Origin of the sequence: Photorhabdus sp. RM71S (assembly GCF_042879355.1) — a bacterium.
In the GTDB taxonomy this organism is placed as follows: domain Bacteria; phylum Pseudomonadota; class Gammaproteobacteria; order Enterobacterales; family Enterobacteriaceae; genus Photorhabdus; species Photorhabdus kayaii.
Window position 1 is genome coordinate 62368 of record NZ_JBHFKV010000023.1, and the last position, 15042, is coordinate 77409.

17 protein-coding genes are annotated in these 15042 nt (G+C 42.7%); 9 read left to right on the plus strand and 8 right to left on the minus strand.

Annotation, left to right across the window (positions count from 1 at the left end):
* Positions 1-154 precede the first annotated feature (154 nt).
* Complete coding sequence (gene galE, locus ACGF5R_RS13540; RefSeq protein ID WP_387691262.1) at positions 155-1174, plus strand: UDP-glucose 4-epimerase GalE; 1020 nt, start codon at positions 155-157, stop codon at positions 1172-1174.
* Positions 1175-1273: 99 nt separating this feature from the next.
* Here the strand turns inward: galE and ACGF5R_RS13545 are convergent, their stop codons facing one another.
* Complete coding sequence (locus ACGF5R_RS13545; protein ID WP_387691264.1) at positions 1274-1390, minus strand: type II toxin-antitoxin system YafQ family toxin; 117 nt, start codon at positions 1388-1390, stop codon at positions 1274-1276.
* Entirely contained in the window at positions 1384-1641 is a 258-nt protein-coding gene (locus ACGF5R_RS13550) for a type II toxin-antitoxin system RelB/DinJ family antitoxin (protein WP_387691266.1), read from the minus strand. Before ACGF5R_RS13550 ends, ACGF5R_RS13545 begins: the two co-directional genes overlap by 7 nt.
* A gap of 177 nt (positions 1642-1818) precedes the next feature.
* On the opposite strand from ACGF5R_RS13550, the gene trmL reads away from it, so the two are divergent.
* The 3 genes from trmL to ACGF5R_RS13565 all read left to right on the plus strand — a co-directional run bounded on the left by trmL (position 1819) and on the right by ACGF5R_RS13565 (position 3623).
* Positions 1819-2307, plus strand: a complete 489-nt coding sequence (trmL, locus tag ACGF5R_RS13555; protein ID WP_112877802.1) for a tRNA (uridine(34)/cytosine(34)/5-carboxymethylaminomethyluridine(34)-2'-O)-methyltransferase TrmL — start codon at positions 1819-1821, stop codon at positions 2305-2307.
* Between the two features lie 265 nt (positions 2308-2572).
* Positions 2573-2761, plus strand: a complete 189-nt coding sequence (locus ACGF5R_RS13560) for a hypothetical protein (RefSeq protein WP_387691268.1) — start codon at positions 2573-2575, stop codon at positions 2759-2761.
* Between the two features lie 163 nt (positions 2762-2924).
* Complete coding sequence (locus ACGF5R_RS13565; RefSeq protein WP_112877804.1) at positions 2925-3623, plus strand: class I SAM-dependent methyltransferase; 699 nt, start codon at positions 2925-2927, stop codon at positions 3621-3623.
* 98 nt (positions 3624-3721) lie between these two features.
* Here the strand turns inward: ACGF5R_RS13565 and cysE are convergent, their stop codons facing one another.
* The 4 genes from cysE to ACGF5R_RS13585 all read right to left on the minus strand — a co-directional run bounded on the left by cysE (position 3722) and on the right by ACGF5R_RS13585 (position 6593).
* Entirely contained in the window at positions 3722-4543 is an 822-nt protein-coding gene (gene cysE, locus ACGF5R_RS13570) for a serine O-acetyltransferase (protein ID WP_112877805.1), read from the minus strand.
* A 44-nt stretch (positions 4544-4587) separates the two neighbouring features.
* Positions 4588-5610 (minus strand): NAD(P)H-dependent glycerol-3-phosphate dehydrogenase, encoded by a 1023-nt coding sequence (gene gpsA / locus ACGF5R_RS13575; protein WP_387691269.1) that lies wholly within the window; start codon positions 5608-5610, stop codon positions 4588-4590.
* A complete protein-coding gene (secB, locus tag ACGF5R_RS13580; protein ID WP_112877807.1) occupies positions 5610-6086 on the minus strand; it encodes a protein-export chaperone SecB in 477 nt (158 codons plus the stop codon). Before secB ends, gpsA begins: the two co-directional genes overlap by 1 nt.
* 69 nt (positions 6087-6155) lie before the next feature.
* Positions 6156-6593, minus strand: coding sequence for a rhodanese-like domain-containing protein (locus tag ACGF5R_RS13585; RefSeq protein ID WP_387691271.1), 438 nt, complete (start codon positions 6591-6593; stop codon positions 6156-6158).
* A 481-nt stretch (positions 6594-7074) separates the two neighbouring features.
* On the opposite strand from ACGF5R_RS13585, the gene envC reads away from it, so the two are divergent.
* Positions 7075-8382, plus strand: a complete 1308-nt coding sequence (gene envC, locus ACGF5R_RS13590; protein WP_112877809.1) for a murein hydrolase activator EnvC — start codon at positions 7075-7077, stop codon at positions 8380-8382.
* Positions 8383-8386: 4 nt separating this feature from the next.
* Complete coding sequence (locus tag ACGF5R_RS13595) at positions 8387-9298, plus strand: divergent polysaccharide deacetylase family protein (protein WP_387691273.1); 912 nt, start codon at positions 8387-8389, stop codon at positions 9296-9298.
* Positions 9299-9431: 133 nt separating this feature from the next.
* Here the strand turns inward: ACGF5R_RS13595 and tdh are convergent, their stop codons facing one another.
* On the minus strand, positions 9432-10457 hold the full coding sequence (gene tdh / locus ACGF5R_RS13600) for an L-threonine 3-dehydrogenase (RefSeq protein ID WP_262980311.1): 1026 nt from the start codon (positions 10455-10457) through the stop codon (positions 9432-9434).
* Between the two features lie 9 nt (positions 10458-10466).
* Positions 10467-11663, minus strand: coding sequence for a glycine C-acetyltransferase (gene kbl, locus ACGF5R_RS13605; protein ID WP_387691275.1), 1197 nt, complete (start codon positions 11661-11663; stop codon positions 10467-10469).
* Between the two features lie 233 nt (positions 11664-11896).
* Here kbl and rfaD point away from each other — a divergent pair, with 233 nt between their 5' ends.
* From rfaD to rfaC, 3 genes are read left to right on the plus strand one after another with little or no spacing between them, the layout of a single operon-like run.
* Positions 11897-12835, plus strand: coding sequence for an ADP-glyceromanno-heptose 6-epimerase (gene rfaD, locus ACGF5R_RS13610; protein WP_112877813.1), 939 nt, complete (start codon positions 11897-11899; stop codon positions 12833-12835).
* Between the two features lie 10 nt (positions 12836-12845).
* On the plus strand, positions 12846-13895 hold the full coding sequence (gene rfaF / locus ACGF5R_RS13615) for an ADP-heptose--LPS heptosyltransferase RfaF (protein WP_112877814.1): 1050 nt from the start codon (positions 12846-12848) through the stop codon (positions 13893-13895).
* Positions 13895-14863 carry a lipopolysaccharide heptosyltransferase RfaC gene (gene rfaC / locus ACGF5R_RS13620; protein WP_112877815.1) on the plus strand — a complete coding sequence of 323 codons (969 nt, stop codon included), beginning with the start codon at positions 13895-13897 and terminating at the stop codon, positions 14861-14863. The genes rfaF and rfaC overlap by 1 nt, the downstream gene beginning before the upstream one ends.
* Positions 14864-15042: the final 179 nt, after the last annotated feature.

The window sequence follows — 15042 nt, forward strand, 5'->3', positions numbered from 1 at the left end:
AGGCAGCTTGAAAGATAACGGGTATATATTGCTGGATTTCAGTTACACCGGATTCAATCTGGAATGATAAAAAGCAACATTAGACTGGTCTTAGTTAGCATAAATTCAAAAAAAGAATAAACTAGTTATAATATAAGTACATAAGGATATTCAAATGCCTGCCCTAATCACCGGCGGAGCCGGCTATATCGGCTCACATACAGTATTAGCACTTCTGGAAAGAGGGGCTGATGTTGTTGTTATTGATAATCTTTGCAATTCATCACCTGAATCTCTTCATAGAGTTGAAGAACTTACTGGTAAATCAGTAAAATTCTATCAAGGTGATGTACTTGATCTAAATTTACTAAATCAAATCTTCCAGGAAAACAAAATAGATACAGTCATCCATTTTGCTGGATTAAAAGCAGTTGGTGAATCTACTAGAAAGCCACTTGAATATTATCAAAACAACGTTACTGGCACCCTAGTTCTGTTGCAGGCTATGCGCACCAATGGCGTACATAAACTAATTTTCAGTTCATCCGCAACAGTTTACGGTGATCCTGAATCTGTACCACTCACGGAAAATGCCAAAGTTGGTGGTACAACTAATCCTTATGGCACTTCCAAGCTGATGGTTGAGCAAATTCTAAAAGATTTTGCCGCTGCCGAACCAAGTTTCAAAATCACCAGTCTAAGATATTTCAACCCCGTCGGTGCTCATCCATCAGGTATGATTGGCGAAGACCCTAACGGTATTCCCAATAATCTGCTACCTTATATCACTCAGGTTGCTATTGGTCGTTTGAAATGTTTATCAGTTTATGGTAACGATTACCCAACTAAAGATGGTACCGGTGTTCGTGACTATATTCATGTGATGGATTTGGCAGAAGGCCATATTGCCGCCATTAACTATCTGGATAAACAACTATCCTACGAAGTTTTCAATTTAGGAACAGGCTCTGGTTATTCTGTATTTGATTTACTTCATGCTTTTGAAAAGGCAGCAGGTAAAGAAATTCCACATAAAATCACAGACAGACGCTCTGGGGATATTGCTGAATGTTGGTCTGATCCATTCAAAGCCCGTAATATTCTTGGCTGGCAAGCAACACGCAATATTGATGATATGATGCGTGATAGCTGGAATTGGCAGAAGAATAACCCCAATGGTTTTCGCTCTAATTAAGGTGTATACCTACACTGTTTGATTCCTTAAAAGAAGCAAAATTCAGAATAAATCCGAATGACTACCTACTCGATATAGTTTCAATTCAGTATTTGTGCGCTAATAAATAAGCAAAATATCTGGCGCTCCGTGGCATTCAAGGTAACCAATATATTGGTCTGCTAATGAATGTTCACGGTAACGCTTTGGTAAACAATCTTTAGCATTATTTACCATCCAAGATCACGCTTTAGTTCATCTATCGTATCAACTCGGTGAACACCTACGCCATTTTCCAGATCTCGAATAGCCTGTAATGTATCCTGATTAAGTTGCAGCAACTCAGCAGGTAATTCTGGCTCAACAGCCAGACGATTAACCACCATACGAATTATAGTGGAAAGACTCAGCCCCATAGCTTTCGCATTAGCCATCGCCGCCGCTTTGGATTTAGGATTAACTCGGGCACGTACAACAGTATCAGCCATAAGAAACCTCACTCAATATTTGTCTATATAATAGCCATATTGTAGCCACAAGCAAATGAATATATCCGAGTGATAAGCAATCTCTGAAGGATTTTCCAACAGATAAACCAGAGATGAAATCCCCCTGCATCCCCTCCTGATTTCTGCTAATCTGTGCCCCTTGTTTCTGGGGGGCATATGCTAAACATCGTCTTATTTGAACCTGAAATCCCACCTAATACCGGTAATATTATTCGTCTTTGTGCTAACACCGGTTTCCAATTGCATTTGATTCAACCCTTGGGTTTTACCTGGGACGATAAAAGGCTACGTCGAGCCGGGCTGGATTATCATGAGTTTGCCAATGTTAAACAACATCATGATTATTACGCTTTTTTAGAGAATGAAAAGTTAATAGAAGGATCTGCTGCTCGTTTGTTTGCTCTCACAACGAAAGGAACTCCGGCACATAGTGCGGTAAGTTATCAAGCCGGGGATTATTTAATGTTCGGGCCGGAAACCAGAGGGCTACCGCCTTACGTACTGGATAATATGCCACCACAACAAAAAATCCGTATCCCAATGCTGGCAAACAGCCGCAGTATGAATCTTTCCAATTCAGTCGCTGTTGTCGTTTTCGAAGCCTGGCGACAATTAGATTATCAAGGCGCTATCATAAAAAATTAGTGTGTCATTAAATAAGCGTGACTAATATCGCTACACTTTCTTACAATAGCCCAACGTGTTATTTATTTATCGTATCGCGGCAATTTTTTCTTCTTTATGTGGGTCTGGTGAAGAATAGTTTTCTACTCTACACCAGATTCACGATGAGCCAAGCACCCATTTTTGTCATGTTCTCGGATGAAGTGTGGTACGTAAAATAATTAACTACGATGGTTATCAGCTCAGGAATGTAGCAATCTGTAATCACAGGAACATATTAAATGAGATGAATAAGCGCTACTTAAACCCAGCAGGTAAGCTTTCCAGCCAGCCAATACCATATCCGCCAAAAGCATGGGTAGAGGAAAATAAGAAGACATTAGACGTAGCTTTTATCCTGGGTTTTTCTGAACAAGTTTTTGCGCTAAATCATCGTTTATTACGGGACGTAGGTGCTATGATTAGTATAGAATAACCCGATTGAGTGATTTTATCTCTTTAAAAATTGACTCATATAACTCAAATCGGGCTAATTTCTTCAAATGATCTACTGTTTTTTTAAAACTATTTAGATCATAATAATTCAATAAAGTTAGTATTAAGACAACTCATTTTCATTGATATATATTGGTTACTCTATGAAAGCAAAAAATTCAAAAGAATTTCTCCAAGATGTCATAGAATGGGACATATACAATTGGAGCCATGCCTTAAAATATTGGCAAGATAATTCTAGCTTAGAATTAAAATCAGCTAATACTCTAGAAATAGGCAGTGAAAATGGTGGGTTATCGTTGTGGGCTGCATTAAATGGTGCAAATGTCCTATGTACCGATCTAAATGGCCCTACACCAAAGACACTGGAGAAACATAAACGTTATAATATAGAAGATAACATTCAATATAAAAAATTGAGTGCATTGGATATTAAATATAAGAACCATTTTGATATCGTTATGTTTAAATCAGTATTAGGCAGTATCGGCTATAATTCAAATAAAACAGCACAAAAAGAAGCTATTAATCAAATCTTTCACTCATTAAAAGAGGGTGGTGAGTTTTGGTTTGCAGAAAATTTGGTTGCATCGCCATTGCATAAATTTTTTAGAAGAAATTATATTAAGTGGGGAAATGCCTGGGGTTATGTCACCGTCAATGAAATGACAGATTATCTGTCAGCATTTTCAAATGTTAATTATACAACATTAGGCTTCCTTGCTACATTTGGCAGGAGTGAATCTCAAAGAAGATTTTTAGGGGTGTTAGATAATAAAGTTCTAAATAAAATAGTTCCTAAACATTGGCACTATATTATAATAGGTGTAGCAAAAAAATAATTTATATAAGATTTAATAAGTTAAGTATTCTAGATCATATTTTCACATTTAATATGTGAAAATATGATGAATATCATTCATACCCATATTTGGAAAAATTAAATACCATCACCATATTCAAAACCGTGGTTGATACCATTAAAGTGTTGGTTCATATCCAATGATGGCTTTTCGCTTTCAGGTTTACCGACAATACGGGCTGGCACTCCAGCGGCTGTTGTATGTGGTGGAACAGAACGAAGTACAACTGAACCTGCGCCAATTTTGGCACCACGACCAATTTCGATATTACCCAGTATTTTCGAACCTGCTCCAATCATCACCCCTTCCCTGACTTTTGGATGACGATCACCCCCTGTTTTACCAGTACCACCAAGGGTGACAGATTGTAGGATAGATACGTCATTTTCCACTACCGCCGTTTCACCAATCACAATGCCTGTAGCATGGTCAAGCATAATGCCACAGCCAATCTTTGCTGCCGGATGAATATCAACGCCAAAAGACATCGAGATTTGGTTTTGCAGATAAATAGCCAGTGCTTTACGTCCTTCTCCCCATATCCAATGGGCAATACGATAGGCCTGCAAAGCATGAAACCCTTTGAGGTAAAGCAGAGGAGTTGAATATTTGTCCACAGCGGGATCACGTAAACGTACTGCTATGATGTCGCGAGCAGCAGAAACAATCATCTTTTGATCTGAGCTATAAGCCTCTTCTACGATCTCTCTAACAGCAATAGCCGGCATAATTGGCGTAGCCAGCTTATTAGCCAGCATATAACTCAAGGCACTACCAAGATTTTCATGTTTGAGTAACGTTGCATGAAAAAAACTGGCTAACATCGGTTCACATTCAGCCAGCGCTCTCGCTTCTGTTTTTATGTTCTTCCAAACTTCGTCCAATTCCTCTAGCGACATATTTTTTACTCTCACATTTAGAACCTATCTCATTAGATTTTTATTCAAGAGCGCACATCATCGCTCTCATCCTTTCTGGCTCTTCCTAATAATGCCTGAGCAGCTTCTTTCACATTTTTATTGCAATAGAGTATCTGATAGATTTGTTCTGCAATCGGCATTTCTACATTGGCACGATTAGCCAACGCACGTACTTCTTTGGTATTGCGGTAACCTTCAACAACCTGTCCAATCTGATATTGGGCTTCTTCGACACTAATTCCCTGCCCCAACATCATGCCAAAACGACGGTTACGTGATTGGTTATCAGTACAAGTTAAGACCAAATCGCCCAATCCCGCCATGCCCATAAAGGTTGAAGGATCAGCCCCAAGCGCTGTACCAAGGCGACTCATTTCCGCCAATCCACGAGTAATCAAGGCAGTACGAGCATTAGCACCAAAACCCATACCATCAGATATTCCCGCACCAATGGCAATTACGTTTTTTACGGCACCACCGAGTTGAACTCCAATAAAATCAGGATTTTTATAAACCCGGAAGCTTTTGCCACAGTGGAATAATTGCTGAAGTTCATCGCCAAAAGCAGATTCCGTCGCGGAAATAGCAATCGCAGTGGGCAAACCAGCCGCTAGCTCTTTAGCAAATGTTGGCCCAGAGAGCACCGCTAGCGGTATTTCATTGCCTAATATCTCACGGGCCACATCCTGTAATAACCGACCAGTATCCGCTTCCAAGCCTTTAGTTGCCCAGACGATGCGTGAATCAGGCCGTAGATGTGGTTTTACCTGCTTTAGCACTTCACCAAACACATGGCTAGGTACTACAACAAGAATATCGCGGCTCGCTGTTAGTGCTTTTATGAGGTCTGTTTCAAGCAATAAATTATCAGGAAAGGAAACATCCGGCAGAAATTCCTGATTACAACGCGCCTGTTGCAATGCCCCAATATGCTCTGGATTATGCCCCCAAAGTACAACATTATGACTATTACGAGCCAGCGTAATGGCTAATGAGGTGCCGTATGAGCCGGCACCGATCACTGTCATAGAAACAGTACTATTCATTAAGCTTCCTGTTCAGTTTGTTCACCACCCTGAGACTGTTCTGCCTGCTGTTGCAGGTAGTTCATGAACAGGGCATCAAAATTTACTGGAGCCAGATTCAGTTGTGGGAAGGTACCACGGCTAACTAAGCTAGTGATGCATTCACGAGCATATGGGAACAGGATATTCGGACAGTATGCCCCCAAGCAGTGAGCCAACTGAGTTCCTTCGATACCGTCAATAGAGAAAATACCCCCTTGCTGTACTTCACACAGGAATGCCGCCTCTTCTCCCAAAGTCGCCGTTACAGTCACACGCAGAACAACTTCATAAACCCCTTGAGCTAACTCACTGGAAGCGGTATCCAGATCCAGTTTTACTTCCGGCTGCCATTCCTGCTGAAACACTTGCGGTGCGTTTGGTGCTTCAAAAGAGATATCTTTGGTGTAGATACGTTGGATCTGGAAAGCCATTTCTGTATTGCTTTGTTCTGACATAATAATTGTTACCTTTAGATGTCCTTATTAGATTTTTTATGTGAATGTCGCCATTCACGCCCAAAATGATTACTTTTTACCACGCGCCAACGGCAAGTTTTCACCTGTCCAACCAACCAAGCCCTCTTTCAAGGAACATACGCGTTCAAAACCAGCATGGATAAGATTTTCTGCCGGAGTACGAGATTCAGTGCCATTCGCAGAAACAACAATGACAGGCTGTTTTTTATGTTTTTCCAACTCAGCAAAATTGTTGTCTTTAATTTCAGAAGGATTCAGGTTTAATGAACCAATAATATGCCCTTTGCGGAAATCTTCACGGGAACGTAAATCCACGACGATGGCTTCTTCTTTATTGATCAGATTAATAGCTTGAGCACGAGTTATCTCTTTGGTTTTAGAGAAGAAACCTCTCGTTGTAGTCACAATAACGGCAACCAGCAGTGCAATCCAGATGAGGCTTAAGGTCATATGCTGGTTAATAAATTGCATGATTTCTTGCAGCATGGGGGCAACAACTCCCGTTGGTTAATAACAAATATCTAAGGCTCCAGAGTATACCTTTGTGTTGCGTCAATTACAGCCAAATAGCACAAGCTCAATGCAAATTTTGCGGAGAGTTTCGAGAAAAAATAAAAATATCCTGAAAATGAAGCATATTAAGTACATGACCAGCATCTGCCCTGTCACACTAAATGTATGCAGGCATTTCAACGATAAGTAGGCTAATATGTTTATACCCGTTATCTTTCAAGTTGCCTCTTTGTTGGCTGCACTCGCTCACCCCGGTCACATAGTTTGCTATGCTCCCGAGGATTCACTCCCTTGCCGTCGCGATGCATCTTGAAATCCATTGGGTATATTATTATTCAATTTCGATGTTAAGACAGCATTATCTGAAAGTGTAAAAAATCAGCGTAGCATCTGGTAACTCTTTGTTCATCATGAAATAATCTAGTGCATACAGTAGCAAGGTATATTTACAGAAATGGCTGACAACAAGGAAATACATAGCCGTAATTATCGGCGCAATCAGAACTCATGGCGAAATAATATCTGTGCCTCATTGTTCTATGCTTTCCTATTTGTTATTTTCAGCTTTAATACCTTTGCAAATCAAATTATCGCCAATAAAAATCAACTGAAAGATCTCCAACAAGACATCGCGGAGAAAGAGAAAAGTGTGCAACAACAGCAGCAAAAACGGAGTTCTTTGCTAAATCAGCTAAAAGATCAGGAAAATACCATTTCCAAAATTGGTCAATCCCTACACAACACTCAAACTCAACTCAGTAAGCTGAATAAAGAGATTACCGCTCTAGTCTCCAATATCAAAAAACTGGAAAAACAACAAAAAGCGCAACGAGATATGCTGGCACGCCAACTGGATGCCGCATTTCGTCAAGGGCAACATCAAGGGCTTGAACTCATGTTCAGAGGAGAGGAGGGTAAGAGAGGAGAGCGTATACTCGCTTATTATAGCTACCTTAATCAAGCCCGTCAGGACACCATTGTGCAACTTGAACAAACTGCCGTTGATTTAACTGAACAAAAAAAACTGGAGCAACAGAAACAGGAAGAGCAAAAGCAAGTTCTGACTGAGCAACAACAACAGAAACAACAAATGGAAGTAGCCCGCAACGCCAGGCAGAAAACCCTGACTGAGCTGGAGTCTTCCTTAAAGAAAGACCAAAAAAATCTCGCTGAACTAAAACAAAATGAAACCCGTCTGCGAGATAAAATCGCTAAGGCAGAACGGGAAGCGAAAGCACGTGCTGAACGAGAAGCCAAAGAAGCTGCCCGGGTCCGTGCTCAGATTGCAGCGAAACAGAAGCAAGCACAGAAAAAAGGTTCCAGCTACAAGCCAACTGAAGATGAGCGCGCACTAATGGCGCGTACCGGTGGCCTTGGCCGTCCGGCCGGTCAGGCAATCTGGCCTGTCCACGGTAAGGTGATACATGAGTTTGGTGAAGCGCTGCAAGGCGAATTACGCTGGAAAGGCATGGTGATTTCGGCCACAGAAGGTACTGAAGTCAAAGCGATATCCGATGGCCGGGTGCTGCTGGCTGACTGGTTGCAAGGCTATGGGCTGGTTGTCGTTATAGAGCACGGTAAAGGTGATATGAGTCTCTATGGCTATAATCAGAGTGCCCTGGTCAGTGTCGGTCAGCAAGTTCGTGCCGGACAACCTATTGCGTTAGTCGGTAACAGTGGCGGTCAGCAGCAACCGGCACTCTATTTTGAAATTCGCCGTCAGGGAAGAGCGGTAAACCCACAACCGTGGCTTGGGAGATAATCAGGTGAGACAACGCAAGTTCGCAAAACTCATTGGTACTACCGCCCTGTTACTTTTGAGCCTACAAGCCAGTGCTGCCCGTCTGGCTATTGTTATCGATGATTTTGGCTACCGTCCTCATAATGAAAACAAAATATTGCAGATGCCTGTTGCAATCTCTATCGCCATTTTGCCGGATTCACCACATGGCAGGGCAATGGCTGAAAAAGCATATAAACAAGGACGGGAAATCTTAATCCACCTGCCAATGGCACCTTTAAGTAAGCAACTGCTAGAACCGGATACTCTCCAGCCAACCATGAGCAGTGAAGAAATTGACCATATCATCCAACGTGCAATACAAAAAGTCCCTTATGCTGTAGGAATCAATAACCATATGGGCAGCGCGATGACTTCGAGCTTGCCGGGAATGCAGAAAGTAATGCGTTCACTGTCTGGTTATAACCTCTATTTTCTCGACAGCGTGACGATTGGCAATACTCAGACAACAAAGGCAGCGCAAGGCACACCTGTTCGCGTTATCCGCCGTGATATTTTTCTGGATGATGTGCAATCAGAAGCAGAAACCCGCCATCAGTTAAATCGCGCGATTTCCATTGCTCGTAAAAATGGTTCCGCTATTGCTATCGGCCATCCTCATTCAACAACCATTCGCGCATTACAACAGATGCTGCCAACGCTTCCCGCAGATATTGAGTTAGTCAGACCAAGTATATTGTTAAGTGGCAAACCTGTTGGGGGTAATCACCATAAATGGGGCAAGCTGTGTGAAATAAAAGAATCACCCGTCACAGTTACTAGTCAAGATTATCTGGCCGTTATTGGCGATACTCTGGTTGATAATCCTATTGTGAACACGGTGAGCCGATATATCCAGAAACTGACCGGAGATAAGTCTCAGGATAAAACAGAATAGAAGCTCATTTTAAGAAATAGCCAATTATCTTGTTATTTCTATTTATTCGATAATAGCTTGCAATATTGCTAATGCCTTAAACAGGCGCTCAAAAACTAAAAGCGCCTGTCAATCTTAGTAGTAACTTTACTGATTAATCCCAGTTCAGAATAACTTTACCAGACTGCCCTGAACGCATGATGTCAAAGCCTTTCTGGAAATCATCAATAGAGAACCGGTGAGTGATAATGGGAGTCAAATCCAAACCAGACTGAATCAATGTCGCCATTTTGTACCAGGTTTCAAACATTTCACGGCCATAAATACCTTTGATAAACAAGCCTTTGAAAATCACCTGATTCCAATCAATTGCCATATCTGATGGAGGAATGCCCAACAACGCCACACGGCCGCCGTGATTCATGGTATTTAATAAAGTACGAAACGCCGCCGGAGCGCCGGACATTTCCAAGCCAACATCAAAGCCTTCCGTCATGCCCAATTCTGCCATGACATCGGTCAGACTTTCCTTGCTGACGTTCACCGCACGGGTGACTCCCATTTTACGTGCCAGCTCAAGGCGATATTCGTTAACATCTGTGATAACAACATGACGCGCACCAACATGTTTACAGACTGCCGCAGCCATAATACCAATGGGGCCTGCACCAGAAACCAGCACATCCTCACCAACCAGATCAAATGAAAGCGCGGTGTGAACAGCATTGCCAAATGGGTCAAAAATAGAAGCCAGTTCATCAGAGATGTTATCTGGGATTTTGAATGCATTAAATGCAGGAATAACCAGATATTGAGCAAAACAACCGGGGCGGTTTACCCCTACGCCAATGGTATTACGGCATAAGTGAGTGCGGCCGCCACGACAGTTACGGCAGTAACCACAAGTAATATGCCCTTCGCCAGACACTCGGTCACCAATTTTAAAACCCTTTACTTCCTGACCAATAGCAACGACTTCACCAACATACTCATGACCGACAACCATCGGTACAGGAATGGTTTTTTGCGACCAGTCATCCCAGTTATAGATGTGTACATCCGTACCACAAATCGCCGTTTTACGGATTTTGATCATCACATCATTGTGCCCCAACTCTGGCTCAGGCACATCAGTCATCCAGATGCCTTCTTCTGCTTTTAACTTTGACAATGCTTTCATAGAGATGCCTTATGCAATTACGTTCAATTGCTTACCAATTCGCGTGAACGCCGCAACTGCGCGTTCAATTTGCTCTTCCGTATGCGCTGCTGACATTTGCGTGCGGATACGGGCCTGATTTTTAGGGACTACCGGATAGAAGAAACCGGTAACATAAATGCCTTCTTTCAGTAATTCTGCGGCAAATTCCTGTGCCAATTTTGCATCACCTAACATGACCGGAATGATCGCGTGGTCAGCCCCTGCTAAAGTGAAACCTGCTGCTGTCATTTTTTCACGGAACAGGTTAGCGTTCTTCCACAGACGCTCACGTAATTCATCCCCCTCTTTTAGCATGTCCAGCACCTTAATGGATGCGGCGACAATCGCTGGCGCCAGTGAGTTAGAGAACAGATATGGGCGTGAGCGCTGGCGCAGCCACTCAACGACTTCTTTACGTGCTGCGGTATAGCCACCGGAGGCACCACCCAACGCTTTACCGAGTGTACCGGTAATGATGTCAATACGATCCATTACGTCACAATATTCGTGAGTACCACGGCCATGAGCGCCAACAAAACCAACAGCATGGGAGTCATCCACCATAACCATTGCATCAAATTCATCAGCCAGATCACAGATAGACTTCAAATCAGCAATCACACCATCCATTGAGAACACACCATCGGTTGCAATCACAATATGACGTGCATTATCTGCTTTCGCTTGCTCTAATTGTGCTCTCAGTTCCTGCATATCATTATTAGCATAGCGATAACGCTTCGCTTTGCATAAACGGACACCATCAATAATAGAAGCGTGGTTCAGCGCATCAGAGATAATGGCATCTTCCGGCCCAAATAGCGTTTCAAATAAACCACCATTAGCATCAAAACAAGAAGAATAAAGAATAGCATCTTCCATACCCAAAAATTCTGCCAGTTTTCTCTCCAGCTCTTTATGAGTATCCTGAGTTCCACAAATAAAACGAACAGACGCCATACCAAAACCGTGGCTATCCATTCCCGCTTTAGCCGCGGCAATAAGCTCAGGGTGATTAGCCAAACCTAAGTAGTTATTTGCGCAGAAGTTAATAACGTGGCTGCCATCGGCTACAGCAATGTCAGCATTTTGTGCAGAAGTGATGATACGTTCATTTTTAAATAACCCTTCAGAATGGGCCTGTTCTAATTGTTCATTAATTTGCTGATAAAATGATGCTGACATTTATTTTCTCCTGATTTATAAATGAAGGGTCATTACACATTTTACTCATTGATCAGGCAACTGACGACTCTATCAGGCAGATAATATTAACTTTGCTGTACCCGTCACGCCATGCAACCTGAATAACCATAATATTTCAGTATATTCCCCTGCTTAAGCTGCTGTCGTCATGGATGTTAGATGTTATTATAGAAGCAATTTGCTTCATTAACCCGATTGTAGAGGTAAGTCGGATGATTATTGTCACTGGCGGTGCTGGATTTATTGGTAGCAATATTGTCAAAGCACTAAATGACGAAGGATATAAAGATATTCTGGTCGTAGATAATCTGAAAGATGGTACTAAGTTCATCAATCTGGCTGACTTGGATATTGCTGATTACATGGACAAGGAAGAGTTTATTGCCAGTATTCTGGCCGGTGATGATTTCGGTGATATTGACGCTATTTTCCATGAAGGCGCTTGCTCATCCACAACCGAGTGGGATGGCAAATATATGATGGATAATAACTATCAATATTCAAAAGAATTGCTGCACTATTGCCTTGAACGCGGCACTCCTTTCCTGTATGCCTCCTCAGCAGCAACCTATGGCGGCCGTACTGATAATTTTATCGAAGAGCGTCAATATGAGAAACCGCTCAATATTTATGGTTACTCTAAATTTCTATTCGACCAATATGTCCGGGAGATCCTGCCTCAAGCTGATTCACAAATTTGTGGTTTCCGTTATTTCAATGTGTATGGACCACGTGAAGGGCATAAAGGCAGTATGGCTAGCGTTGCCTTTCATTTGAATAATCAAATCAATCAGGGACAAAACCCAAAACTATTCGCCGGCAGTGAAGGCTTTCAACGTGATTTTATCTATGTTGGTGATGCCGCTGCGGTTAATCTTTGGTTCTGGAAAAACGGCGTTTCCGGTATTTATAACTGTGGAACGGGTCGTGCTGAATCTTTCCAGGCGGTTGCAGATGCGGTTGTTGAATGCCATAAAGATAAATCTCTCACTGTTGAGCATATTGATTTCCCTGAACATCTGAAAGGTCGTTATCAGCGTTTCACGCAAGCAGATCTGACCAAACTTCGCGCGGCGGGTTATGATAAGCCATTCAAAACCGTTGCCGAAGGGGTAACGGAATATATGCATTGGCTCAATCAGGATAAGTAATCTACTCACTATGAAAATATTGGTAATCGGCCCCTCGTGGGTGGGTGACATGATGATGTCGCAAAGCCTTTACCGGACGTTAAAGGCTTTGCATCCTAATGCAGAAATTGATGTGATGGCTCCAGCCTGGTGCCGCCCACTGCTGGACAAAATGCCGGAGGTCAATCAAGCATTAGCTATGCCATTAGGACATGGCGCACTGGCATTGGGTGAACGCCGCCGTTTGGGGATCGCCCTGCGTGAACGTAAATATCATCGCGCTTATGTGCTACCCAATTCTTTCAAATCTGCCTTGGTGCCTTTCTTCGCCAATATTCCTCTGCGTGCTGGCTGGCGTGGTGAAATGAGATATGGATTGCTCAATGATATTCGTACATTGAATAAAGAAGCCTTCCCATTAATGGTTCAACGCTATGCCGCATTGGCTTACGATGCAAAACCCAGTAGTGCGGCAGAGCTGCCTCAACCATTACTTTGGCCTCAACTGGATGTCAGTGACGAAGATATTGCTGAATCCACCGCGGCATTCAATATTTCTGATCATCGGCCTATCATCGGTTTTTGCCCCGGCGCAGAATTTGGCCCGGCGAAACGCTGGCCGCATTATCACTATGCCGCGTTAGCTCAACAGCTTATTACTAAAAAGGGGTATCAAATTCTGCTCTTTGGCTCTGTCAAAGATCACGAAGGTGGAGAGGATATCCGCAACTCACTGACTAAAGAAGCCTGTGAACACTGTATCAATCTTGCCGGACAAACCTCTCTTGAACAGGCAGTCAATATTATCGCGGCCTGTGATGCCATTGTGACCAACGATTCTGGCTTGATGCATGTTGCCGCAGCACTTAATCGCCCTTTGGTTGCGCTTTACGGCCCAAGTAGCCCAGATTTTACTCCACCATTATCCGATAAAGCGGAAGTTATCCGTCTTATTACTGGCTATCATAAAGTCAGAAAAGGTGACAGTGCACATGGCTATCACCAGAGTCTGATTGATATTCAGCCAGAGCAAGTTATCACTTCTCTAGAAAAATTATTACAAGCGGAGAACCAGAGTTAATGCGGGTTTTATTGGTCAAAACTTCTTCTATGGGCGATGTCCTCCACTCGCTCCCTGCACTGACTGATGCAGAAAGAAACTTACCTGACGTCCGTTTTGATTGGGTAGTAGAGGAAGGTTTTGCTCAAATCCCCGGCTGGCATAGTGCGGTTGATCAAATTATTCCTGTTGCTATTCGCCGCTGGCGTAAAAACTGGTTTAGCCCAGAAATTCGTGCAGAACGTCGTTTATTCAAAGAAAAATTAAAATTACATCAATATGATGCCATCATCGATGCTCAAGGGTTATTAAAAAGTGCATTTCTGGTAACCCGACTCGCTTATGGTCCTAAACATGGTTACAACCGCAAAAGTATCCGTGAGCCATTAGCGAGTTTTTTTTATGATTGCTGTCATGCGGTCAGCAAGCAACAGCACGCCGTAGAGCGCATTCGAAAACTGTTTGCTGTCAGCCTGGGTTATACCAAACCGGCGGCACAGGGCGATTATGGGATTGCCAGTCACTTTTTAAAGCAGAAATTAGAAAATCAGGGCGATTATCTGGTTTTTCTCCATGCCACCACTCGCGATGAAAAACATTGGCCGGAAAGCCATTGGAGACAACTTATTGCTGAAATTCAGCCAACGGGTATGAAAATTAAGCTCCCTTGGGGCGCAGAACATGAATACCAACGTGCGCTGAGACTGGCGGAAAACTTCTCTCATGTGGAAGTATTACCAAAGCTGACTTTGGCACAAGTCGCCCAAGAGTTGGCCGGTGCAAAAGCGGTTGTTTCCGTTGATACTGGCCTGAGCCATCTCACTGCCGCATTGGATCGCCCTAATATCACGTTGTTTGGTCCGACAGATCCAGGACTCATTGGTGGTTATGGCAAGGAACAAATATCTTTAAAAGCGGAAGATGGGAATATCAAAAGTATTACACCATCGAAAGTATTAGCTCATCTTCAAAAAAATATAGCTGATTAATTAACCTGAACTCTGGATAAAAAAATGGAACTAAGTGCCTGTTCCAAGATCAAAATTTTCGACCAAGAAAAAAAACGATCTTATTAGGAACAGGCATGGATAAACTAGTTGAACTCTTCTGCGATGTCGATGATTTTTGTCGTGTATTCATTCCACTCTGGGAACAACAGTGTATCGAG

Excerpts from the sequence above, each read along its gene's own strand:
- cysE (WP_112877805.1), bottom strand. The coding sequence starts at position 4,543 with ATGTCGCTAGAGGAATTGGACGAAGTTTGGAAGAACATAAAAACAGAA.
- secB (WP_112877807.1), bottom strand. The coding sequence starts at position 6,086 with ATGTCAGAACAAAGCAATACAGAAATGGCTTTCCAGATCCAACGTATC.
- rfaC (WP_112877815.1), top strand. The coding sequence starts at position 13,895 with ATGCGGGTTTTATTGGTCAAAACTTCTTCTATGGGCGATGTCCTCCAC.
- galE (WP_387691262.1), top strand. The coding sequence starts at position 155 with ATGCCTGCCCTAATCACCGGCGGAGCCGGCTATATCGGCTCACATACA.
- ACGF5R_RS13560 (WP_387691268.1), top strand. The coding sequence starts at position 2,573 with ATGAATAAGCGCTACTTAAACCCAGCAGGTAAGCTTTCCAGCCAGCCA.
- ACGF5R_RS13585 (WP_387691271.1), bottom strand. The coding sequence starts at position 6,593 with ATGCTGCAAGAAATCATGCAATTTATTAACCAGCATATGACCTTAAGC.
- envC (WP_112877809.1), top strand. The coding sequence starts at position 7,075 with ATGGCTGACAACAAGGAAATACATAGCCGTAATTATCGGCGCAATCAG.
- gpsA (WP_387691269.1), bottom strand. The coding sequence starts at position 5,610 with ATGAATAGTACTGTTTCTATGACAGTGATCGGTGCCGGCTCATACGGC.
- ACGF5R_RS13545 (WP_387691264.1), bottom strand. The coding sequence starts at position 1,390 with ATGGTAAATAATGCTAAAGATTGTTTACCAAAGCGTTACCGTGAACAT.
- trmL (WP_112877802.1), top strand. The coding sequence starts at position 1,819 with ATGCTAAACATCGTCTTATTTGAACCTGAAATCCCACCTAATACCGGT.
- tdh (WP_262980311.1), bottom strand. The coding sequence starts at position 10,457 with ATGAAAGCATTGTCAAAGTTAAAAGCAGAAGAAGGCATCTGGATGACT.
- ACGF5R_RS13550 (WP_387691266.1), bottom strand. The coding sequence starts at position 1,641 with ATGGCTGATACTGTTGTACGTGCCCGAGTTAATCCTAAATCCAAAGCG.
- kbl (WP_387691275.1), bottom strand. The coding sequence starts at position 11,663 with ATGTCAGCATCATTTTATCAGCAAATTAATGAACAATTAGAACAGGCC.
- ACGF5R_RS13565 (WP_112877804.1), top strand. The coding sequence starts at position 2,925 with ATGAAAGCAAAAAATTCAAAAGAATTTCTCCAAGATGTCATAGAATGG.
- rfaD (WP_112877813.1), top strand. The coding sequence starts at position 11,897 with ATGATTATTGTCACTGGCGGTGCTGGATTTATTGGTAGCAATATTGTC.
- rfaF (WP_112877814.1), top strand. The coding sequence starts at position 12,846 with ATGAAAATATTGGTAATCGGCCCCTCGTGGGTGGGTGACATGATGATG.